General features: G+C 69.4%; 22 protein-coding genes and 1 pseudogene. 9 read left to right on the top strand and 14 right to left on the bottom strand.

Annotation, left to right across the window (positions count from 1 at the left end):
- The first annotated feature begins 97 nt into the window (after positions 1 to 97).
- Positions 98 to 1,303: a GGDEF domain-containing protein gene (locus BLR21_RS03560; RefSeq protein ID WP_256334432.1), complete on the top strand. Its 1,206-nt coding sequence runs from the start codon at positions 98 to 100 to the stop codon at positions 1,301 to 1,303.
- 159 nt (positions 1,304 to 1,462) lie between these two features.
- On the opposite strand, the gene BLR21_RS03555 is transcribed toward BLR21_RS03560, so the two are convergent.
- Positions 1,463 to 2,308 (bottom strand): alpha/beta fold hydrolase, encoded by an 846-nt coding sequence (locus tag BLR21_RS03555; protein WP_090004140.1) that lies wholly within the window; start codon positions 2,306 to 2,308, stop codon positions 1,463 to 1,465.
- 10 nt (positions 2,309 to 2,318) lie between these two features.
- On the opposite strand from BLR21_RS03555, the gene BLR21_RS03550 reads away from it, so the two are divergent.
- Positions 2,319 to 2,783, top strand: a complete 465-nt coding sequence (locus BLR21_RS03550) for a PPOX class F420-dependent oxidoreductase (protein ID WP_176929472.1) — start codon at positions 2,319 to 2,321, stop codon at positions 2,781 to 2,783.
- A 1-nt stretch (position 2,784) separates the two neighbouring features.
- Here the strand turns inward: BLR21_RS03550 and BLR21_RS03545 are convergent, their stop codons facing one another.
- The 3 genes from BLR21_RS03545 to BLR21_RS03535 all read right to left on the bottom strand — a co-directional run bounded on the left by BLR21_RS03545 (position 2,785) and on the right by BLR21_RS03535 (position 5,856).
- Positions 2,785 to 3,426 carry a VOC family protein gene (locus BLR21_RS03545; RefSeq protein ID WP_090004139.1) on the bottom strand — a complete coding sequence of 214 codons (642 nt, stop codon included), beginning with the start codon at positions 3,424 to 3,426 and terminating at the stop codon, positions 2,785 to 2,787.
- Between the two features lie 15 nt (positions 3,427 to 3,441).
- A complete protein-coding gene (locus tag BLR21_RS03540; protein WP_256334430.1) occupies positions 3,442 to 5,442 on the bottom strand; it encodes a putative bifunctional diguanylate cyclase/phosphodiesterase in 2,001 nt (666 codons plus the stop codon).
- A 72-nt stretch (positions 5,443 to 5,514) separates the two neighbouring features.
- The gene (locus BLR21_RS03535; protein ID WP_030475304.1) at positions 5,515 to 5,856 is read right to left on the bottom strand and encodes a hypothetical protein; all 342 of its coding nucleotides are present in this window, start codon (positions 5,854 to 5,856) and stop codon (positions 5,515 to 5,517) included.
- 295 nt (positions 5,857 to 6,151) lie between these two features.
- Between BLR21_RS03535 and BLR21_RS03530 the strand changes: the two genes are divergently transcribed.
- Together BLR21_RS03530 and BLR21_RS03525 are read left to right on the top strand one after the other, a co-directional pair.
- Entirely contained in the window at positions 6,152 to 6,913 is a 762-nt protein-coding gene (locus tag BLR21_RS03530) for a glycerophosphodiester phosphodiesterase family protein (protein ID WP_256334429.1), read from the top strand.
- 54 nt (positions 6,914 to 6,967) lie between these two features.
- Complete coding sequence (locus BLR21_RS03525) at positions 6,968 to 8,380, top strand: MFS transporter (protein ID WP_090004137.1); 1,413 nt, start codon at positions 6,968 to 6,970, stop codon at positions 8,378 to 8,380.
- Here the strand turns inward: BLR21_RS03525 and BLR21_RS03520 are convergent.
- The gene (locus tag BLR21_RS03520; protein WP_143027587.1) at positions 8,377 to 9,264 is read right to left on the bottom strand and encodes a hypothetical protein; all 888 of its coding nucleotides are present in this window, start codon (positions 9,262 to 9,264) and stop codon (positions 8,377 to 8,379) included. The genes BLR21_RS03525 and BLR21_RS03520 overlap by 4 nt on opposite strands.
- Positions 9,261 to 9,608, bottom strand: coding sequence for a helix-turn-helix transcriptional regulator (locus tag BLR21_RS03515; protein WP_338061022.1), 348 nt, complete (start codon positions 9,606 to 9,608; stop codon positions 9,261 to 9,263). The genes BLR21_RS03520 and BLR21_RS03515 overlap by 4 nt, the downstream gene beginning before the upstream one ends.
- 234 nt (positions 9,609 to 9,842) lie before the next feature.
- Here BLR21_RS03515 and BLR21_RS03510 point away from each other — a divergent pair, with 234 nt between their 5' ends.
- The gene (locus tag BLR21_RS03510; protein ID WP_090004134.1) at positions 9,843 to 10,598 is read left to right on the top strand and encodes a thymidine kinase; all 756 of its coding nucleotides are present in this window, start codon (positions 9,843 to 9,845) and stop codon (positions 10,596 to 10,598) included.
- 237 nt (positions 10,599 to 10,835) lie between these two features.
- Entirely contained in the window at positions 10,836 to 11,180 is a 345-nt protein-coding gene (locus tag BLR21_RS03505) for an RNA polymerase-binding protein RbpA (RefSeq protein ID WP_030475310.1), read from the top strand.
- Positions 11,181 to 11,250: 70 nt separating this feature from the next.
- Here the strand turns inward: BLR21_RS03505 and BLR21_RS03500 are convergent, their stop codons facing one another.
- Positions 11,251 to 11,892 (bottom strand): TVP38/TMEM64 family protein, encoded by a 642-nt coding sequence (locus BLR21_RS03500; protein ID WP_090004133.1) that lies wholly within the window; start codon positions 11,890 to 11,892, stop codon positions 11,251 to 11,253.
- A 249-nt stretch (positions 11,893 to 12,141) separates the two neighbouring features.
- On the opposite strand from BLR21_RS03500, the gene BLR21_RS03495 reads away from it, so the two are divergent.
- A complete protein-coding gene (locus BLR21_RS03495; protein ID WP_090004132.1) occupies positions 12,142 to 12,567 on the top strand; it encodes an MgtC/SapB family protein in 426 nt (141 codons plus the stop codon).
- On the opposite strand, the gene BLR21_RS03490 is transcribed toward BLR21_RS03495, so the two are convergent.
- The 3 genes and pseudogenes from BLR21_RS03490 to BLR21_RS03485 form a co-directional block, all read right to left on the bottom strand.
- A complete protein-coding gene (locus BLR21_RS03490; protein ID WP_090004131.1) occupies positions 12,564 to 12,872 on the bottom strand; it encodes a DUF1540 domain-containing protein in 309 nt (102 codons plus the stop codon). The two genes, BLR21_RS03495 and BLR21_RS03490, sit on opposite strands and share 4 nt — an antisense overlap.
- Before the next feature lie 142 nt (positions 12,873 to 13,014).
- Positions 13,015 to 13,149, bottom strand: a pseudogene (locus BLR21_RS41540) (ectoine/hydroxyectoine ABC transporter ATP-binding protein EhuA); the annotation flags it as partial.
- On the bottom strand, positions 13,145 to 13,897 hold the full coding sequence (locus BLR21_RS03485) for a class I SAM-dependent methyltransferase (protein WP_090004130.1): 753 nt from the start codon (positions 13,895 to 13,897) through the stop codon (positions 13,145 to 13,147). The gene BLR21_RS03485 and the pseudogene BLR21_RS41540, both read right to left, overlap by 5 nt.
- A gap of 85 nt (positions 13,898 to 13,982) precedes the next feature.
- Between BLR21_RS03485 and BLR21_RS03480 the strand changes: the two genes are divergently transcribed.
- Positions 13,983 to 14,567 (top strand): NADPH-dependent F420 reductase, encoded by a 585-nt coding sequence (locus tag BLR21_RS03480; RefSeq protein ID WP_090004129.1) that lies wholly within the window; start codon positions 13,983 to 13,985, stop codon positions 14,565 to 14,567.
- Positions 14,564 to 15,583 carry an LLM class flavin-dependent oxidoreductase gene (locus BLR21_RS03475; RefSeq protein WP_090004128.1) on the top strand — a complete coding sequence of 340 codons (1,020 nt, stop codon included), beginning with the start codon at positions 14,564 to 14,566 and terminating at the stop codon, positions 15,581 to 15,583. The genes BLR21_RS03480 and BLR21_RS03475 overlap by 4 nt, the downstream gene beginning before the upstream one ends.
- 31 nt (positions 15,584 to 15,614) lie before the next feature.
- Here the strand turns inward: BLR21_RS03475 and BLR21_RS03470 are convergent, their stop codons facing one another.
- Genes BLR21_RS03470 through BLR21_RS03455 form a run of 4 tightly spaced genes read right to left on the bottom strand, consistent with a single transcriptional unit; the run spans position 15,615 to position 19,085 of the window.
- Positions 15,615 to 16,154 carry a hypothetical protein gene (locus BLR21_RS03470; RefSeq protein ID WP_090004127.1) on the bottom strand — a complete coding sequence of 180 codons (540 nt, stop codon included), beginning with the start codon at positions 16,152 to 16,154 and terminating at the stop codon, positions 15,615 to 15,617.
- A 17-nt stretch (positions 16,155 to 16,171) separates the two neighbouring features.
- On the bottom strand, positions 16,172 to 17,341 hold the full coding sequence (locus BLR21_RS03465) for an ABC transporter permease (protein WP_090004126.1): 1,170 nt from the start codon (positions 17,339 to 17,341) through the stop codon (positions 16,172 to 16,174).
- Positions 17,338 to 18,054, bottom strand: a complete 717-nt coding sequence (locus BLR21_RS03460; protein WP_090004125.1) for an ABC transporter ATP-binding protein — start codon at positions 18,052 to 18,054, stop codon at positions 17,338 to 17,340. Before BLR21_RS03460 ends, BLR21_RS03465 begins: the two co-directional genes overlap by 4 nt.
- Positions 18,051 to 19,085, bottom strand: coding sequence for an efflux RND transporter periplasmic adaptor subunit (locus tag BLR21_RS03455; protein ID WP_176929431.1), 1,035 nt, complete (start codon positions 19,083 to 19,085; stop codon positions 18,051 to 18,053). The genes BLR21_RS03460 and BLR21_RS03455 overlap by 4 nt, the downstream gene beginning before the upstream one ends.
- Positions 19,086 to 19,159: the final 74 nt, after the last annotated feature.

Raw genomic sequence — 19,159 nt, 5'->3', positions numbered from 1 at the left:
TAGCTACAGTGGTTTGTTCCTGATGGATTTCGGTGGGGGTGGCAGCGTGCCTAGGCTCGACCCGCGCCGGTGGAAGTTATGGTCCCTTCCTCCTGTCGTGCTGACCTACGTCGTGACGATTGCCGTGACCGCGGCACTCGTCTCGCTCGCGACCGCACGGCTTACCCCTGTCGAGGTGCGCCACTGGGTCTGGTTCGTGGCCCTCACCGCAGCAGCGCTGATCCACCTCGAAGCGGCACGCGGAATAGAACGCATCCGCGAAATCTCCTCTGAGGGTGTCCCTCACGCGCAGATGCAATCGGTGTGGCAGTTCGCGGGCGTGCTCGTTCTCCCGATGCCACTGGTCGTCCTGATGGTCGTGACCATTTACCTGCACGCGTGGCTGCGGGTGTATAAGCGCCGGGCAGTTCTCTACCGGAAACTGTTCTCCGCCGCCACTGTCGTACTTGGCTGTGCCGCAGCGCAATGGGTGCTGGCCATGTTCTCCGCCTCACACCCGTCCGACCTGGACGGTCCACGCGGGCTGGTCGCACTCGTGACGGCGGGACTGATCTACTGGTTCGTCAACTACGCCCTGGTCGTGGGCGCCATCATCATGACCAACCCCGCCAACCCGCTGCGCACCGCGCTGGGCCACGCCTCCGACGTGCTCATCGTGACCGCGTCGGTCGGCCTCGGCTCCGGCATCGCGATCATCGCCACCGCCCGGCCCTGGCTGTCCCCGATCCTGCTGCTCACCGTCCTGGCCCTGCACATGGGACTGCTGCTGCCGCAGTTCCGTATCGCCGCCCGCACGGACAGCAAGACCGGCCTGGTCGACGCCACCTTCTGGCACGACGTCGCCCAACGCGAGATCGCCCGCGCCCGGCGCCTGGTCTCCACCGTCGGCGTCCTCATCCTCGACCTCGACCACTTCAAACAGATCAACGACACCTACGGCCACCTCGCCGGCGACCGAGTCCTCCTCGCCGTCGCCGACGCCCTCAAACACTCCGTGCGCTCCTACGACCTCGTGGGCCGCTTCGGCGGCGAGGAGTTCGCCGTCCTGCTCCCCGGCGTCAGCAACGGCGAGGTCCGCGCCACCGCCGAACGCATCCGCTTCGAAATCGCGAGCCTGCACATCGTCGTGCTCGACCGCCTCGGCGAGAGCCAGGTCGTCGCCGGCCTCACCGCCTCTGTAGGCGCGGCCGTGTACCCCGACACCGCGACCGAACTCAGCCCCCTGCTGCTCGCCGCCGACGAAGCGCTCTACCAGGCCAAGAGCAACGGCCGCGACCGCGTCGCCACCGCGCAGGTCTTCTAGGCCCTACCCTGCAGGTCCGTTCGATGAGAGTCACGACCGAGAGTCCCGGCGGCGGTGCCGCCGCGATGCCCTCATACCGGGCGTATTCGGGCGTTGCGGCGGTGCCGTCTCCGGGGCCCTCGGCCGCGACTATCGCGGACGAGACCTACAGGACAGGGCCTAAACCCCGTCCAGGAACGCCGCGACCTGCGCCGACACCCGCTCCGGGTCCTCCACCCACGGGTAGTGCCCCACACCCTCGTGCACGTACAACGTCACGTCCGAGAACAGCTCCGCCAGCTGCGCACACCGCCGCACCGGCGAGATCGGGTCCTCCGAACACGCGTACACCAGCACCGGATGGTCGAACTCCACCAGCGCCCGCCGCAACACCCCCGGCACGAACGCGCCCTCGGCGTTGTACCCCAGCGCCACCTCGTACTTCCACTGCCCCAGCTCGGCGTTCGCATGCGCCTGCGCCCGCTCGTCCCACCGCGCGTACAGCAACGGCGACGCCGCCACCCGGTTCTCCACCGAGTCGTCCCCCGCCGCGTTGCGCCGAAGTGCCGTCGTCGCCGCCTCGAACCACGGCCGATCCGCCCGCGCCGCCAGGAACACGTCCCAGTCGCTCTGCTCCGGCGACAACCCGACACTGCGCAACGCCGGCGTCAGCAGCACCAGCTTCCCGACATGACCGGGGAAGTCCGCCGCGTACCCCATCGCGATCCCCGCACCCGCCGAATGACCCAGCACGTCCACCACGTCCAGGCCCAGGTGACGGCGCAGCATCTCCACGTCCCGCACCAGCATGTCGCGGCGGTAGGTGAACGGATCCGCCGGCTCGTCCGAGGCCCCCGTACCCCGGTTGTCCAGCACGATCAGCCGCCGCGCGGCATCCAGGCCACCGAGGGTCTCCAGGTACTCCGAAGCCCTGCCCGGACCACCCGCCAGGACCACGAGCGGAACCCCCTCACCCATCTCCCGATAGGCGAGTTCGGTGCCGTCGAACGAGGTGAAGCGTGCCATGCTGCACATCATGCCGAAGATCGCCACGGCCGACCTCGTCGACCGGCCGCAGCTGCTCGAGTTCCTCTCCACCCGACACCACGGCGTCCTCATCACCCACCGCCCCTCGACCGGCGGCGTGCAGGTCTCCCCCGTCGCCTGCGGCGTCGACACCCACGGCCGCATCGTCATCGCGACCTACCCCCAGCGCGCCAAGGTCCGCAACGCCCGCCGCGACCCGTCCGTCACGATCTGCGTGCTCTCCGACGACTGGAACGACGCCTACGTCCAGATCGACGGCACCGCCGAAGTCCTCGACCTGCCCGACGCACTGGACGACTTTGTCGAGTACTACCGCTGCATCGCAGGCGTTCACCCCGACTGGGACGAGTACCGCGCCGCCATGCTCCGCCAGGGCAAATCCCTCATCCGCATCACCATCGACAGCTGGGGGCCCATCGCCACCGGCGGCTTCCCGCCCGAACTGGACTCGTGACCTAGGACCACGCCCCGCCCCAGCCCGCCGGCTTCTCCAGCAACACACACGAGCCGCCACGCGGGCCCTCGATCAACGCGATCAACCCGGTCGGCACGGTCGTGGGCTCCACCAGCACACGACCGTCCAACTCGGACACCCGCGCACACGCCGCCGCGACGTCGTCCACGGCGAAATACGTCTGCCAGCCCTCCGCACGAGACGTCGTCAGACGCCCCGCCACCGCACGCGGCTCACCATGCCGCGCGGACGTGAACAACACGAAGTCCTCAGCCGCGGACCTGCTGTCCCAGCCGAGCTCCGCCAGCCAGTACCCGTCCTCGGACGACTCGGTCATCAACTCCACCCAGCACGGCTCACCATGCCTCGGCGGCGGCGCCCACGGACCGTGCAGCACCCGGCCACCGTCCACAGAGGAGTTCCCCTTGAGTCCACGCGGCTCGGCATCACCGAAGAACAAGTGCCAACCACGTTCCCCCGCAACAACCTGAGCCGCCAGCCTGTCACCCACCCAGCCCGAGAACGACCCACCCGGCTCCGCTATCACCACCCAGCCGAGAACACGCGCGAAGAAATCCACCGACAACTCAGGCTCGGCAACACTCAACTCAAGACGACGAAGACCACAAGACGACACAGGCATCCCATCGGGCGGAAATCAGGAGCGCGCACCATCCTCTGCTCCGACCACCTGAGACGACAATGCACCATTCGGCGGCATGCGCTCCGCGTTCACCACGTCACGCAACGGCACCGGCCTGCCCAGGTGGAAACCCTGCCCCACCCGCACCCCGAGCTTGCGCAGAGCGTCCACCTGCGACGGTCGCTCCACCCACTCCGCCACCGACGACAACCCCAGCCCGTTCGCGATCTGCACGATCCCCGACACCAGCACCGCGTCCGCGTCGTTGGTCTCGATGCCCTTCACGAACTCACCGTCGATCTTGATACCCGTGATCGGCAGGTGCTTCAGGTGCACGAACGACCCGAACCCCGAACCGAAGTCGTCCAGCGTGATCCGGCACCCGAAACTGCGCAGCTGCGTCGCCAGCGTCACCGCGGCGTCCAGATTGGTCACCGCCGCCGTCTCCGTGATCTCCAACCCCAACCGGCCGGGAGCCACCCCCGCCGAACCGAGCTTGTCCAGCACGAAGTTCCCGAAATCCGGATCCTCCAGCGTCCGGCCCGAGACGTTCACGTTGAACCGCAACAACGGATCCGGCTGCGCCACCAACGCGTCGATCGCCGTCGTCAGCACCCACCGGTCCACCTCCAGGATCAGGTTCGACCGCTCCGCCACCGGCAGGAAGTCCGCCGGCCCCAGATACGGCTCCTGCCCGTCCTCCAGGCGCAACAACAACTCGTGCCCGAGCACCCGCCCCGTCGCCAGCTCCACCATCGGCATGCCGTACAACGCCAGACCGCCACCCGCCAGCGCCGCCCGCAACCGGTCCAGCACACTGACCCGCTTCACCGTGTCCGCGTAATGGTTCGGCTCGTACACCGTCACCCGGTCCCGGCCCGCCGCCTTCGACGCGTACAACGCCAGATCCGCGTTCGCCAGCACCAGCTCCCACGAGTCACCCGGCCCGAACTCCGCCAGCCCCGTGCTCACCGTGATCCGCGCCGGCGTCCCGATCCCCGCGAGCGGGAAACCCGCCACCGCGTCCCGCAACCCGTCAGCCACCTCGGACGCGTCCTTCGGCGACGCCCCCGGCAACACCACCGCGAACTCATCACCACCCAGACGAGCGATCAACCTGTCACCCAAACGGGACTGCAACGCACTCGCCAGCATCCGCATCACCCGGTCACCCACCGCATGACCACGCAGATCGTTGACGTCCTTGAAGTTGTCCAGGTCCAGCACCAGCAACGCACCCGAACCGTTGTTCGCCAGCTCCCGCTCCAGCGCACGCGTCAGCGCCCTGCGGTTCGGCAGACCCGTCAACGGATCCTGCTCGGCCATCCGCACCAGCTCGTCATGCACCCGCGACGACTGCGTCACGTCATGCGCCGTACCCAGCGCCCGCAACGGCGTGCCATCGTCACCCACGACGACCTCACCGAAGCACTCGAACACCCGCTCCTTGCCGTCCGGCCGCAACATCCGATGCGTGTACGTGAACACCGAACCCGCCTTGAGCGCCGTGTCCAGCGTCTCCTCGATCATCGGCAGGTCGTCCGGGTGCACCAGCCGCGAGTACATCTCGAAGTCGAACGCCGTCCCCGCCGCGAACCCGAACATCTCCAGCAACGTGTCCGACCACGTCACCCGGTCCTCGCGGATCGACCACTCCCACGTACCCATCCGCCCCAGCGCCTGAGCCCGGCGCAACGCGTCCGCCTCCTGCGTCACCGTCAACTCACGATCACGCCACGCCGACACGTCCACGACCTCGTACATCAGGTCGTCACCCAGCTTCGAGCACCGCACCTCGAGCCACTTCGGACCCGGCACCAGCACTTCCCGCACCGGAGCGGGCACCTCGGGCACTCCCGGGAGCAGCGCGGGCAACGACCGCCCGTACGCCTGCTCGACCGGAACACCCAGCACAGCACCCAACGCGCGGTTGCACCACAGCAGGTTCCCGCGCGAATCCGTCACGGCATAGCCGACACCCGCTCGGTCCAGCACCGTGCGGCAGTAGGAGGTCACGCGCGTCATGATCGTCCGATCACCGGACGTAAGCAACCCGCTACGCCGGTCAGTTCGCTGATGTGCGAACGGCTATCTCAGCCGCTCCAAACCCTTCGCCGACTCCACCAGCTCCGCGGCCAGCTTCCTCAGCTCCTCGTTCTCGGCCCCGTCCTGCGCCGCCGTCACCACATCCTCCGCGGCACACCGCAGCTGGAACAACCTGTCCTGCAGATCCGCCAGCTCGGCGGTGCTCAGCACCACCGCGTCCTCCGGCAGACCACCACGCTGCAACGCCGCCCTGCGCTCGTACGCGCGCTGACGGCACGGCTGTGCGCAGTACCGGCGCGGCCGGCCGATCCGCCCGCTCCCGGGCAACCGCCTCCCGCACCACGCACAGTGCCTGGGCTCATCCGCCTCCATGGAGCGCTCCATGGCGCGCGACGGTAGCGAATGGTGGTGGGTGGTCTCCAGCGACGCGCCAGAATGCCCGACCTTCGTAGGGAACCGGACACTACCCGCGGGGCCGTTCGTGTCGCTTTCGGGTGGGGTTTGATCAACTTCCGTTGTTTTGGCCTGTTCCTTTGCGGGTTTGGGTCAGTGATGGTGCCGGGACTCGCAGACCGACAGGTTGATTTCAGGCAACACTGAAGTAATAGAGATAAAGAAGAAAGTGTGTCGCCACCCACCGTCCACCCCGAAGCCACCGCCGGAAGGCACACTCCAGCACGTGACACATCCCTACCTCACCGGCCCGCGCCCCCGCGCCTTCGCCCACCGCGGCTGGCACGTCGACGACCTCACCGGCATGGAGAACTCACTGAGCTCCTTCCGCCGGGCCGTGCAGGAGGGCTACCGCTACATCGAGACCGACGTCCACGCCACCAGCGACGGCCACGTCGTCGTCCACCACGACCAGACCCTCGACCGCACCACCGACGCCCAGGGCATCGTCTCCGCACTCCCCTGGACCGAGGTCCGGCACGCCCGCGTCGGCGGCCGCGAACCCATCGCCCGCCTCGCCGACGTCCTCGAAGAACTCCCCGACACGTTCTTCAACATCGACGTCAAGTCCGAGAACGCCGTCGAACCCATCATCACCCTGCTGCGCAAAGCCAAGTCGCTGCACCGCGTCTGCCTCGCCAGCTTCTCCGACAACCGCCTCGCCCGCCTGCGCCGGATCGCCGGCCCCGACCTGCTCACCTCCATGGGCCCCCGCTCCGCCGGCGCGCTCTGGGCCGCCGGACGCATCCCCCTCGCCGGACTCGCCGTCCGCGGCCAGGTCGCCCAGGTCCCCGTCAGCCAGGGCCGCCTGCAGATCGTCGACCGCCGCTTCGTCCAGGCAGCCCACCGCAGGTCCCTCGAAGTCCACGTCTGGACCATCGACGACGAAGCCGACATGCGCGCCCTGCTCGACCTCGGCGTCGACGGACTCGTCACCGACCGGCCCGACGTCCTGCGCGAAGTTCTCCAGTCGCGCAACAGCTGGTAACAGCTTGGGCAGTCGATCATTGGACGTGTCGGCGGACCAGTACAGTCCGCCGACATGAAGGTCAAGGGCGAAGACGCCGCCGACGCCAACACCGCCGGGCGCCGCAGGAAAGAACAACGCGGCTGGGTCTGGTACGACGTAGCGAACTCCGTGTTCCCCACGTCCGTGATCACCGTCTTTCTCTCGCTCTACCTCACGAGCATCGCGACCAACGCGGCCAAGGCCGACACCGCGCTCAACGGCGCCAACCCGTGCGCCAACGACAACGCCTTCGCCCAATGCGACGTCACGATCCTCGGCCTGCAGTTCCCCTCCGGCTCGCTGTGGGGCTACCTGCTCTCCATCGCGACCGTCGTCCAGGTCCTCGTGCTGCCCGTCATGGGCGCCATCGCCGACCGGACCCAGAACAAGAAGAAGATGCTCGGCTTCTTCGCCTTCACCGGCTCCGCGGCCACCATCGCGCTCGCGACCGTCGAAGGCACCAACTGGAAGCTCGGCGTCCTCTTCTTCATCATCGCGAACATCTGCTACGGCGCCAGCGTCGTCGTCTACTACGCCTTCCTGCCCGAGATCGCCACACCCGACGAACGCGACGCCGTCTCCAGCCGCGGCTGGGCGTTCGGCTACCTCGGCGGCGGTGTCGCCCTCGCCATCCAGCTCGGCATCACCCTGTCCGCCGACTCCCTCGGCATCTCCTCCGGCGACGCCGCGCGCATCGCGTTCGTCATCTCCGGCATCTGGTGGGCCGCCTTCACGATCATCCCGCTGCGCGCCCTCACCGAGCACCAGCGCCCGCACGGCAGCGAACACGGCGCCTCGGTGATCTCCGGCGGCTTCAAGGAACTCGGCACGACGCTGAGGCAGGCCAAGGCCTTCCCGCTCACCCTCGCGTTCCTCGGCACCTACCTGATCTACACCGACGGCATCGCCACCGTCGCCAACGTCTCCGCCCAGTACGGCAGCGTCGAGCTCAAGTTCACCCAGCAGACGCTGATCACGGTGATCCTCATCGTGCAGTTCGTCGCGTTCGTCGGCGGCGTGCTGCACGGCTTCATCGCCAAGCGCGTCGGCGCCAAGAAGACGATCCTCGGCTCACTCGTCGTGTGGATCGTCGTGATCACCGCGGCGTTCTTCGTCGAGGCGGGCGACGAGACGTCGTTCTACCTCGTCGCCGCGGGCATCGGCATCGTGCTCGGCGGCACCAACGCCCTGTCCCGCAGCCTGTTCAGCCAGATGGTCCCGCCCGGCCGCGAAGCCCAGTACTTCTCGCTCTACGAGGTCGGCGAGCGCTCCACCAGCTGGCTCGGCCCACTGGTCTTCGCCGGCGTCGGCCAGGCCACCGGCAGCCTGCGGCCCGCCATCCTCGCCCTGATCATCTTCTTCGTCGCGGGCTTCGTCCTGCTGATCTTCGTGCCCGTCCGGCGCGCCATCAAGGCCGTGGGCAACGAAGAACCCGCACTCGTCTAGCCGACCTGCGGCGCCGCTTTCGAGCGGCGCCGCACCGGCGCCACCGCGACGAGTGCCAGCAGCACGGCCAAGCCGCCGGCCAGCACGAAGATCCCGGCATCCGCGAAGATCAGGAAGACCAGCGGAACCAGCTGCAGCACGGCGAACAACGACAGTGCGCGTCCCAGCACCGCGTCGCCACGCACGAACGCGACCACCCGCACGACCGCGGTGATCAACCCGATCGAGATCAGTCCCACTCCCGTGGCGACTCCGCCGAGCACTCCGAGAGCCACCGCTCCCCCGCCCCACCACGTCAGCCTGCGCGCGGACGGTGTCGGCGCGTCCCGGTGGAAACCCAGGCACAGGCACGCGAACGTCACGAACGAAGGCAGCTGGAACAGCCCCCACAGCAGCGGGTTGTGCGGCAACGCCATCGACACCACAGTCACCAGGACCGGCCCGGCGGCCGCGAGCTTGGCCAGCGTCCGCCGCCCATTCAGCAGCGCGCCGAACGCCACGAACGGCCCCAGCTCCAGCAGCCGCCACCAGTGCAGATCAGGCGGGTACGCGCCACCCGGCCCGACGGTGACGCTCGCGATCGCCGCCGTCGCGTAGAACAGCCCGAGCAACAAGCCGAGCATCCCCAGCGCCCGGACGACCTCCCCGCGCCACAGCACCTTCGCGGGCACGCTGCCGAGCCCCGCGCCCGCGGCGAGGTGCGTGCGCACCGCGAGCCCGAGCACCGCCCACGTCTCCCCCCACCCCGGCCAGCTGTGCTCCAGGTCGAGATCGTCGTCCCGCTCGGCCAGGAAGATCCCGGCCATCTCCTCCTCGCGATCCCGCCGGTACCAGCGCGGCAACACCTTCAGCAGCGTGCGATACCGCCGCTCCAGATTCCTCATGCCCGACCCGCCCATGCCTGAAGCCCTCTCCCCTTCAGCACCGCGCTCGCCGCCCGCACGTTGGCGCTCAGCCGCGCGACCTCCGCCTGCAACGCCCGCACACCCGAGTCGGTGAGCTTGTAGTAGCGCCGCAGCCTCCCCTGGTGCACTTCTTCCCGGTCGCGCTCGGCGAGCCCGTCCGCCACCAACCGGTCCAGCACCCCGTACAGCGTGCCGACCCGCAACACCATCCGCCCCTCGGACAGCTGGTCCACCGCCTGCACGATCGCGTAACCGTGCAACGGCTCCTCCGCCAGCGCGGTGAGCACTAGGAACGTCTGTTCGGACATGACCCGACCACTCATGTCGTTGAATATATCGCGGCGCGAGGTATATCGGGAAGCGTAACGAGCGGATGGGTTTGACTTCAGACAACACTGAAGTTATCGAGTGATTCGAGGCCACGTGAGGTTTGAGCCTCCCCCGCAGCGGCTATGTCGTCCGGAAACAGCAGGTCGCACTCGAAAGGCCGCAAGCAGGAGGGAGGCGGACCGTGGGGATTCCTCATGATCGGGATTCAGGCACTAGGGTGACCCGCCGTGGACGCCCTTCCCGATCCGACAGACGCCCTCTCCGCTGTACCTGTCGCTGGTTCCCGGCGCTCGACGCCGGTGGTCGGGCACCTCAAGTTCTTCTTCGGTCCCATGGACTGCGGCAAGTCGACGCTCGCGCTCCAGATCGACCACAACAACTCGCGTCAGGGTCGGCGCGGGCTGCTGCTGGTGCGGCACGACCGTTCGGGCAAGCCGCAGATCTCCAGTCGCATCGGCATCACCCGCGAGGCCGCGGAGATCAGCGACGACGATCTCCGCCGGTTGGTGCGCTCGGAGTGGGCCGAGGGCCGGCGCGTGGACTACCTGATCGTCGACGAGGCGCAGTTCCTGTCACCCGATCAGGTAGAGCAGCTGGCGGAGCTCGCGGACGATGTCCAGGTCGACGTGTACTGCTTCGGGCTCGCCACGGACTTCCGCGGCGAGATGTTCCCCGGGTCGCAGCGGTTGTTCGAACTCGCCGACGAGCTGAACGCGATTCAGGTCGAGGTGCTGTGCTGGTGCGGGGTGCCGGGACGGTTCAACGCGCGAGTGCGGGCCGGACGGGTGATCCGGGCCGGCGACACGGTTCTGGTCGCCGACACGGCGACGGACACGGAACAGCACCGATCGGGTACAGAGAGCAACGATGTAACCGACGCCACGGAAACTACTGTCCGTTACCAGGTGCTCTGTCGACGTCACTTTAGGTTGGGCGACCTGGGCCCTGACGTCGCACAAAGTGGTCAGCTTCGGTTGGCGTAGCGACTACCCACCGGCCCCACTGGGCCATTAGAGTGATGCATGAGCGCAGGAGCTTGATAACGCGTCACGATCCTGTGGCGATCGCATCCATTAGTAGGAAGCCTTCGTTGACGAGTGAACGACGTCACTGTGGGCGACCATGAGAGCGAACCGGAAACAAACGGAGCAATCCGGGCGTTGCACACGGTGAGCAAGCAGCCTGGGCCCCGGCCCTGAGCCGAGCGAAAGGACACCGCCATGGCCGACCGCGTTTTGCGTGGAAGCCGGCTCGGAGCAGTCAGCTACGAGACCGACCGCAACCACGATCTCGCTCCGCGCCGTGCAGCGCGGTACGCCTGCCCGAAGGGACACGACTTCGAGGTCCCGTTCTCCGACGACGCCGAGTTGCCGCCGACCTGGGAATGCCGTCTCCACGGCACCGAGTCGAAGATCATCGACGGGGTCGAGCCGGAGATCAAGAAGGTCAAGCCGCCGCGCACGCACTGGGACATGCTCCTGGAGCGCCGGTCGATCCCCGAGCTCGAGGAGCTGCTCGACGAGCGCCTCGAAGAGCTTCGCGGACGCCGCACCCGCACGGCCTGATCCACACCAGACGCCTCAAGCCGTCCCGGTCTCCCGCCGGGGCGGCTTTTTGCGCACGTCGTAAGGGCGGCTAGGAGGCCCGTGCGGCCCCTGTGATCAAGTTCCGGCCCCACCACACGCCCGCGGCCGCCAGCACGGCCCAGATCGACAACGCGACGATCGAGCGCGGTGAGCCGAGATCGCTCAGGGCGTCGCCCAGCACCGCGGCGAGCACCGTCGAGGGCACCAGCCCGAGCGCCGTGCCGAGCGCGAAGTCCCTGCCGCGCACCGACGTCACCCCCGCGCCGTAGTTCGCCAGCGTGAACGGCAGGACCGGCAACAACCTGATCACGAGCGTCGCCTCGACTCCCCGGCGCGCGAAGACCCGTTCGAGCACCGCCAGCCGTTCCCCGAGCCGGCGTTCGACCGCGTCGCGGCCGAGCCCGCGGGAGATCGCGAACGCGATCATCGCGCCCGCCGTGAACCCCGCGATGGCGAGCGCGCTCCCCCACCCCACGCCGAACAGCAGCCCCGCCGCCGTGGCGAGGACCGGTTTCGGGAAGAACACCGCCGTGCCGAGCGCGCACACCGCCACGAACACGACCGGCGCCGCGTGGCCCGCACGGCCGACCAGGGCGCGGAGTTCCGCACCGTCGGGCAGGTCCACGAGCTGGGCCGTGATCGCCAGCGCGACGACGAGCAGCACCAACACGATCAGGCCCGCACGTCGCATCGGACCAACGTACCCGGCAAGCTGGAGAGCATGACCGTGCTGCTCGCGCCGGAATGAGACGCGCGTCCCACTCTCACCCCGGGCTCACGGCCGGTTCGGTAGCGTGACCTCCCGGTTCAACCGACCAGACACAAGGAAGCGAGGTGAGCGACACATGCCAGGCGACAGTAGCCCGCGCAGGTCATCCCACCTCGCACGCTCCAGTTCTGGCGTGTGACGCACACCCCTGCACACAAGGGGAGTCACACGATGCACGTCTTCGACATGACACTGCGCATTGCCGAGAGCATGGGTCTCGGCGCGTTGATCGGTTTCGAACGGCAGTACCGCTCTCGGATGGCAGGCCTGCGGACCAACGCCCTCGTGGCGGTGGGCGCCGCGTTGTTCGTCCTGCTGTCCGCACAGGGCTTCGACGGCCAGGGCGACCCCACGCGCGTCGCCGCACAGGTGGTGTCCGGCATCGGGTTCCTCGGCGCGGGCGTGATCCTGCGCGACGGGCTGTCGGTGCGCGGACTGAACACCGCGGCCACGCTCTGGTGCGCGGCCGCGGTGGGCTCACTGGCCGGTGCCGGGCTGCACGTCGTGGCGGCGGCCGGCACGGTGGCGATCATCGCGGTCAACGTCGGGCTGCGGGAGCTGGGCCGGGCCGTCGACCGCAAGGACGAGGAGGACTAGCGAGGCTGGTACGTCAGGCAGTTCGCGTGGTGGCCGCCTGGGCCCTGACCGACCCGCACGCTCTGCGCCGTGCACTCCAGCGAGGCGTTGTGCACGCAGTCGGTACGGGAACAGGCGCCGACCTGCGCGATGACCTTGTCCAGGCCGCCCTTCGTGCCCAACGGGATGAAGGTGCCGCAGTCGGCCGCGCCGTTGTCGCCGCGCACGGTGATCGCGAACGCGTGGCAGCCGTCGTGGTTGTAGGAGCAGTCGCTCACGGTGCAATCGTGGACCGCGGGCATCGCCGGGTTCTCGAGGGTGGTCATGTCCGCTCCTGCCGTGGTGGGAAAGGTTCGGTAATCGCGACGATGCCACCACCGCAGGAGCCCCGCAATTCGAGATGAATTAGGCGAGCCTATCCTCAAGAATCATTTCAGCCACGGGTCGGCGATCACCTGACCAGCGCGTGAGCACCTCGCCCACGAGTTCCGGATCGCGCGCCGAGGTTAGTTCGTCGAACAGCACGACTCGTGGCTTCACACCGCCGGAAAGCTGGTACGGGTACGAATCTGCTTTATCTGCGAGGCCCAGCAGTTCCTCAGCGCGAACCTCTGACGGCCCAGGCCTTCGCGGTCAGCTCGATCGGGCCCCGCGCCGGGAGACGGGAGCGGAGCAGGTCGCGGATGGCGTCGCGCTGTTCCGGCGGCAGCTTCGCGGCGTAGGCAGGTGCGGCACCCGTGCCGCCCAGGAACGGTTCCCAGAAGTCGGCGAAGTCGCGGAAGACCGTGGGCACGACGATGCCCGTCACCTCGACGGCGCGCAGGCCGGCGCCGGTCCACAAGGCGCGCAAGGGCTCGGCGCCGCTCACCGCGCTGAAGCGCAGTCCCTCGTCGTGCGCGGCCGCGGCGGGGTCGACGTCTTTCGCGGCGTCCCAGAACAGCCGCATCATCTGCATGCCGCTCGCGTAGTCCCACACGTACGAGCCCACGCACGGGGCAACGCGGGCGAACTCTCCCACGGCCTGGGCGGCGTCGGGCACGAAGGTGAGCACGAGCCCGCTGACCACGACGTCGGCGGTGCGTTCGCCCAGGTCGGTGGCATCGCCGATCGCGAAACGGGCATCGGGGACGCGGTCGCGGGCGCGTTGCAGGAAGCCCTCCGACGGGTCCACGCCGGTGACGGCGGCCGGCCGCGTGTGCGCCAGCACGGCCTCGGTCAGCGCGCCCGTGCCGCAGCCGACGTCGAGCCACGTCCGGCCGGGCGGCACGTCCAGCCAGCGCAGGAACTCCGCCGCGACGGGCCGGCTCCACCGGCCCACGTAGCGCTCGTACGCGTCACCCAAACCCCACACGAGTCGAACGTAGCACCCCGGGGAATAACCGGGGGCTGGTCCGGTTAAGCTAGATGACACATCAACTAGCTAGGTCGGGTGTGCTGTGAAGATCGCTGTTCTCGGTGCGGGCCACGTCGGTCCGGTCATCGCGCGCCTGGCCCTGGCGGCGGGCTACGAGGTGGGCATCGCGGGTTCGGGTGACCCGGCGCGGATCGAGATGATCACCGAGTTCCTCGCGCCCGGTGCCGTCGCGCTGCCGGCCGCCGACGCCGTGGCGGACGCGGACCTCGTCGTGCTGGCGATTCCGTGGCACCGGTTCCCCACGCTCGAACCGGGGATGTTCGCGGGCAAGGTCGTCATCGACTCCATGAACCACTGGCCGCCCGCCGAGGCTCCCCTGGGCACGAGCGAGGAGGTCGCACGACGGCTGGTGGGCGCCGACGTCGTGAAGACCCTGAACCACGTCGCCTACCAGGACATGGAACCCGCCGGTGGCCGTGCCGTCGGCATCGCCGGTGACTCGCCCGACGCCGTACGGGCCGTCGCGGAGTTCCTGGAACACATCGGGTTCGACCCGGTGCCGGTGGGGCCCCTGGCCGCGGGACGGCTGCTGGAACCCGGCAGCCCGGTGTTCGGCGTCGCGGCCCGCAGGCAGGAATTCGAGAACTTCATCAAGGAGCAGTCATGACCACGTTCGGACTCGACACGTTCGGCGACGTCACCCACGACGCCTCCGGCACCCCGCTCACGCACGCCCAGACCATTCGCAACGTGGTCGAGCAGGGCGTGCTCGCCGATCAGGTCGGCCTCGGCTTCTTCGGTATCGGTGAGCACCACACGCCGGACATGCCGCTGTCGGCGGCCGACGTGGTGCTGGCCGCGATCGCCGCCCGCACGTCGTCGATCCATCTCGGTTCGGCGGTGACGGTGCTCAGCTCGGACGACCCGGTGCGCGTGTACCAGCGCTTCTCGACGCTGAACGCCGTGTCGGACGGCCGCGCGGAGGTCATCCTGGGCCGCGGGTCCAGTGTGGACTCGTTCCCGCTGTTCGGGTACGACCTCGCGGACTACGAGGACCTGTTCGAGGAGAAGACGCACCTGTTCGCCGAGCTGCTCAAGGGCGGCCCGATCACCTGGCAGGGCAAGACCCGCGCGTCGCTGCACGAGCAGGACGTCGTGCCGTACACCGAGCCGTTCCCGACGTGGATCGGTGTCGGCGGCAGCCCGCAGTCCGTGGTGCGCGCGGCCTCGTACGGCTTCTCGCTGATGCTCGCGATCATCGGCGGCCACCCCGGCAGGTTCGCGCCGTTCTCGGAGCTCTACCAGCACGCGCTGGAGAAGTTCGGCCGCGACCCGTTGCCGATCGGCATCCACTCCCCCGGTCACGTGGCACCGACCGACGAGGAGGCGCGGGAGGAGTTCTGGCCGCACTACCTCGACATGATCGGCCGGCTCGGCAGGACGCGGGGGTTCGCCACCCCGACGCCCGAGTCGTACGCGCACGAGGTGGGACCGCACGGCGCGTTGTTCGTCGGGTCGCCGGAGACGGTCGCGGAGAAGATGGCGCGCACCATGAAGAAGCTCGGCGCGAGCCGGTTCGACCTGAAGTACGGGATCGGCGGGCTGTCGCACGAGTCGCTGATGCGGACGATCGAGCTGTACGGGACGAAGGTCGTGCCGATGGTGCGCGACATGCTCGCGTGAGGTGAGGGGGCTGGGTTCCAGCCCCCTCACCTCACTTCTTGGACGAGGCGATCTCGCACGCCTTGGCGTGCTCCAGGCCTAGCGAGATCGACGCGGCGTCGTTGTTCGGGCCGCCCAGCGCGTAGCTGATCATCTCCGAGCCCGGTTCGTTGTTCACCTCGACGTAGCGGACTCCCTTGCCGCGCAGGCACTGCACGACGCGGTTGGCGAAGTCGACGGCCTCCGGGTTGGTGGAGTCCTTCTCCCACGGGGGCAGCGGTTCCTTCGACGCGCAGGCCTGGAGCGCCTTGTCGAGCTCCTCCTTGGTGGGCTGCGGCTGGCCGCTCCCCGCAGGGGCGCGGCCCTTCTGGTCCATGCCGTGGCTCGCCATGCACTGGTTGTACGGAACGTTGAGGGCCTCGAGGTCCTCCGGAGTCATGTCGAGGCGTTCGCGGGGGCGTTGTTCCTGGGAGGCCGACGTCGGGGCCGCGCTGCTCGGTGGCGTCGAGATCGAGGCGACCTGGGGCTGGGCCTCGGGCTTGGAGCACGCGGCCAGGAGCAGCAGCAGGAGGGCCAGGGTGGCCTTCTTCATCGTGGAATTTCCTTTCGTCACGCGGCGAGCGCCTGGGTCGGGGTGAGCCGGGAGGCGCGGATGGAGGGGTAGAGGCCGGCGGCGGCGCCCACGACGAACGCGGCGAGCACGCCCGCGGCCAGGACTTCCAGGGGGATGACGAGCGGCCAGCGGTGCAGCGTCGCGTAGCCGGCGACGCCCAGCGCCCCCAAGGCGGTGCCGGCCAGCCCGCCGAGGCCGGAGAGCAGGACGGCCTCGGTCAGGAACTGCGCGCGGATGTGGCCGCGGGTGGCTCCCAGGGCGCGGCGCAGGCCGATCTCGCTGCGGCGTTCGAGCACGGAGATCACCATCGTGTTCGCCACGCCGACGCCGCCGACGAGCAACGCGACGCCCGCGAGTCCCAGGAACAACGCGCTGTAGGAGTTCTGCGTGGCGCGCTTGGCCGCCAGCGCGTCGGACGGGCGGCTCACCTGCACCAGACCGGGGATCTCGCCGTACAGCGTGGCGGGCAGGATCGCGCGAACGTCCTCGATGGACTCCTCGCGGGCCTTCACGTAGACGACGGTCGGGTGGCCGTCGAAGCCCAGGTGCGTGCGGGCGGCGTCCCAGCCGACGAGCACCGAGCGTTCGACGTCGGGGGCCAGTGGCAGGGGGCCGAGCACGCCTGTCACCGTGAACCACTTCTCCCCCACGAAGATCGCCGGACGTTCGCCTGCGTCGGGGATGCCGAGCCGTTCGGCGGCGACGTGCCCGAGGACGACGCCCGGGAAGTCCGGCCGTGGCAGGAACTCCCCGCTCTGGACGTGGCCGTTCACGGTGTCCAGCAGGCCAGGGGTGGCGGCGAGGACGGTGATGTCGGAGCTGTGGCCGGGGTCCAGGAGGTCGTTGCGGCGGACTCGGGTGTGGGTGTTGGCGACGGCCGCGGCGGCGGTCACCGGGCCGATGCGCCCGACCATCACCACCGAGGACTCCGGCAGCAGGACCGGGTCGTCCTGGCGTGGGGTGGGCTGGGCGCGCAGGAGGTTGGTGCCCAGGGCGGTCAGTTCGTCGAGCAGGGCCTGCTGGCTGGAGGCCGGGATGCCGGTGACCACGACGACGGTCGCGATGCCCAGGGCGATGCCGAGTGCGGACAGGGCCGCGCGGAGCCTGCGGGTGCGCATGCCCAGGGAGCCGAGGGCGAGCAGGTCGGCGGGCGACAGCCGGCTCATCCGGTGACGCCGTTGAGGCTCGGGAACGTGATGGTGGGCTGGTCTCCGGTGTCCGCGACGATCCGCCCGTCGCGCAGTTCGACCCGGCGTGGCAACGATGCGGCGATGTCGCGGTCGTGCGTGATCAGCGCGATGGTCGTCCCCTGTCCGTTCAGTTCCCGCAGCAGGTCCAGCACCGCGAGCCCGTTGGCCGTGTCGAGCGCCCCGGTCGGCTCGTCGGCCAGCACCAGGGCCGGGTTGTTCACCACGGCACGCGCGATGGCGACGCGTTGGCGTTCGCCGCCGGACAGCTGCTGCGGCTTGTGGTCGGTCCGGTGCCCGAGGCCGACGCGGTTCAGGGCCTCCATCGCGAGCGGGCGGCGGTACTTGCGGCGCACACCGGCGTAGAGCAGGCCGGTAGCCACGTTCTCGGTGGCGGTGAGTCCGTCGGACAGGTGGAACTGCTGGAACACGAACCCCAGCCGGCTGCCGCGCAACGCGGACAGGCGGCGGTCCGGCAGGCGGGACACGTCCTGGCCGTCGATCTCCACGGTGCCCGACGAGGGCAGGTCCAGGGTGCCGACGAGGTGCAGCAGCGTGGACTTGCCGGAGCCGGACGGGCCCACGATCGCGAGCAGCTCGCCCGAGGCGACCTGCAGTGACACGTCGTCGAGCGCCGTGACGCCGCCGGGGTACCGCTTGGTCACCGAGCGCAGGGCGAGTACCGGGGTCATTGGGCGGTCACCACTTCCAGACCGTCCACCACGCCGTCGCCGGAGATCTCGACCTTGTCCTGCGAGTACAGGCCGGTCTGGACGGCCTTCAGGCCGCCGGTCGGCAGCTGCACGGCGTAGCCGCCCTCCTTCAGCGCCACCAGGGCCGCCAGCGGCACGGTCAGGACGCCGGTGCGGCTCTCGGTGGTGACGGTGAGGCGGACCGGGGCGGTGTCCAGGTCGGCGACGTCCGCCGGGTTGTCGGGTGTGACCACGATGTCGACCTTCGGGCCGCCGCCGTTCTCGGCGGGGGCGGCCACCTGGGTCAGCGAGGTCACCTTGGCGGGCACCGGGCGGTTGTCCGGGTGCTCGATCGTGACCGGCAGGTCCGCCTTCAGCACGCCCGCCTCGGTCACCGGCAGCTGCAGCGTAACCAGGCGCGTGGTGGAGGTGACCTCGAACAGCTCCTCCGTGGCCGGCTCGCCCAGCTGGGCCTTCACGGCGCCGACGCGCATCGGGCGGTCCAGGACGAGCACGCGGCCCGGCGCCAGGGTGCCGGTCTGTTCGACGCCGAGGGCCTTCTGCCACTTCTTGAGCGCTTCGACGACGCGCGGCGTGAACTCGGCCTTGGTGACGTCCTTGGGCCGCGTGCCGACCGAGTAGCCCAGGGCGGCGAGGTTGTCCATCACCACCGCCACGTCCGACCCCTTGATGCCAGGGGTGTCCAGCGCGCGGAACAGGGGCGTCGCGCCGAAGAACACGACGACGGGCTGGTCGTCGACGCGGTAGAGCTCCTTGCCGAGCTCGGTGGCCTGGCCGGTGGCGGGCAGCTTCGTGACGGTGCCCGCGGCGCCCTTCACGAGCCGGGCGGCGCCGAAACCGAGCTGGGCCTGCACTGTGCGGGTGTTCGTGAGGTCTCCCTTTCGCACGGTCGTGGTCTTCACCGCCGGTGGCGGGGCCGCGGCGGGCTCCGGTGGCCGCGCCCGCACCACCAGCACCACGGCGATGATGACCACGACGAGCACCGCGGCCCCGATGATTGTCCTGCGCATGCCGTGGATCTTCGGAGGCACTTGTGAGGATCCTGTGTCGGACCGGTGATCGCGGTGAGGGCGTCCATATGATC

The organism is Lentzea albidocapillata subsp. violacea (assembly GCF_900100275.1).
In the GTDB taxonomy this organism is placed as follows: Bacteria; Actinomycetota; Actinomycetes; order Mycobacteriales; family Pseudonocardiaceae; genus Lentzea; species Lentzea violacea.
This window is presented reverse-complemented; position numbering and strand designations above follow the sequence as displayed.

Excerpts from the sequence above, each read along its gene's own strand:
- BLR21_RS03555 (WP_090004140.1), bottom strand. The coding sequence starts at position 2,308 with ATGGCACGCTTCACCTCGTTCGACGGCACCGAACTCGCCTATCGGGAG.
- BLR21_RS03550 (WP_176929472.1), top strand. The coding sequence starts at position 2,319 with ATGCCGAAGATCGCCACGGCCGACCTCGTCGACCGGCCGCAGCTGCTC.
- BLR21_RS03545 (WP_090004139.1), bottom strand. The coding sequence starts at position 3,426 with ATGCCTGTGTCGTCTTGTGGTCTTCGTCGTCTTGAGTTGAGTGTTGCC.
- BLR21_RS03535 (WP_030475304.1), bottom strand. The coding sequence starts at position 5,856 with ATGGAGCGCTCCATGGAGGCGGATGAGCCCAGGCACTGTGCGTGGTGC.
- BLR21_RS03525 (WP_090004137.1), top strand. The coding sequence starts at position 6,968 with ATGAAGGTCAAGGGCGAAGACGCCGCCGACGCCAACACCGCCGGGCGC.
- BLR21_RS03520 (WP_143027587.1), bottom strand. The coding sequence starts at position 9,264 with ATGAGGAATCTGGAGCGGCGGTATCGCACGCTGCTGAAGGTGTTGCCG.
- BLR21_RS03515 (WP_338061022.1), bottom strand. The coding sequence starts at position 9,608 with ATGAGTGGTCGGGTCATGTCCGAACAGACGTTCCTAGTGCTCACCGCG.
- BLR21_RS03505 (WP_030475310.1), top strand. The coding sequence starts at position 10,836 with ATGGCCGACCGCGTTTTGCGTGGAAGCCGGCTCGGAGCAGTCAGCTAC.
- BLR21_RS03500 (WP_090004133.1), bottom strand. The coding sequence starts at position 11,892 with ATGCGACGTGCGGGCCTGATCGTGTTGGTGCTGCTCGTCGTCGCGCTG.
- BLR21_RS03495 (WP_090004132.1), top strand. The coding sequence starts at position 12,142 with ATGCACGTCTTCGACATGACACTGCGCATTGCCGAGAGCATGGGTCTC.
- BLR21_RS03490 (WP_090004131.1), bottom strand. The coding sequence starts at position 12,872 with ATGACCACCCTCGAGAACCCGGCGATGCCCGCGGTCCACGATTGCACC.
- BLR21_RS03475 (WP_090004128.1), top strand. The coding sequence starts at position 14,564 with ATGACCACGTTCGGACTCGACACGTTCGGCGACGTCACCCACGACGCC.
- BLR21_RS03470 (WP_090004127.1), bottom strand. The coding sequence starts at position 16,154 with ATGAAGAAGGCCACCCTGGCCCTCCTGCTGCTGCTCCTGGCCGCGTGC.
- BLR21_RS03465 (WP_090004126.1), bottom strand. The coding sequence starts at position 17,341 with ATGAGCCGGCTGTCGCCCGCCGACCTGCTCGCCCTCGGCTCCCTGGGC.
- BLR21_RS03460 (WP_090004125.1), bottom strand. The coding sequence starts at position 18,054 with ATGACCCCGGTACTCGCCCTGCGCTCGGTGACCAAGCGGTACCCCGGC.
- BLR21_RS03455 (WP_176929431.1), bottom strand. The coding sequence starts at position 19,085 with ATGCGCAGGACAATCATCGGGGCCGCGGTGCTCGTCGTGGTCATCATC.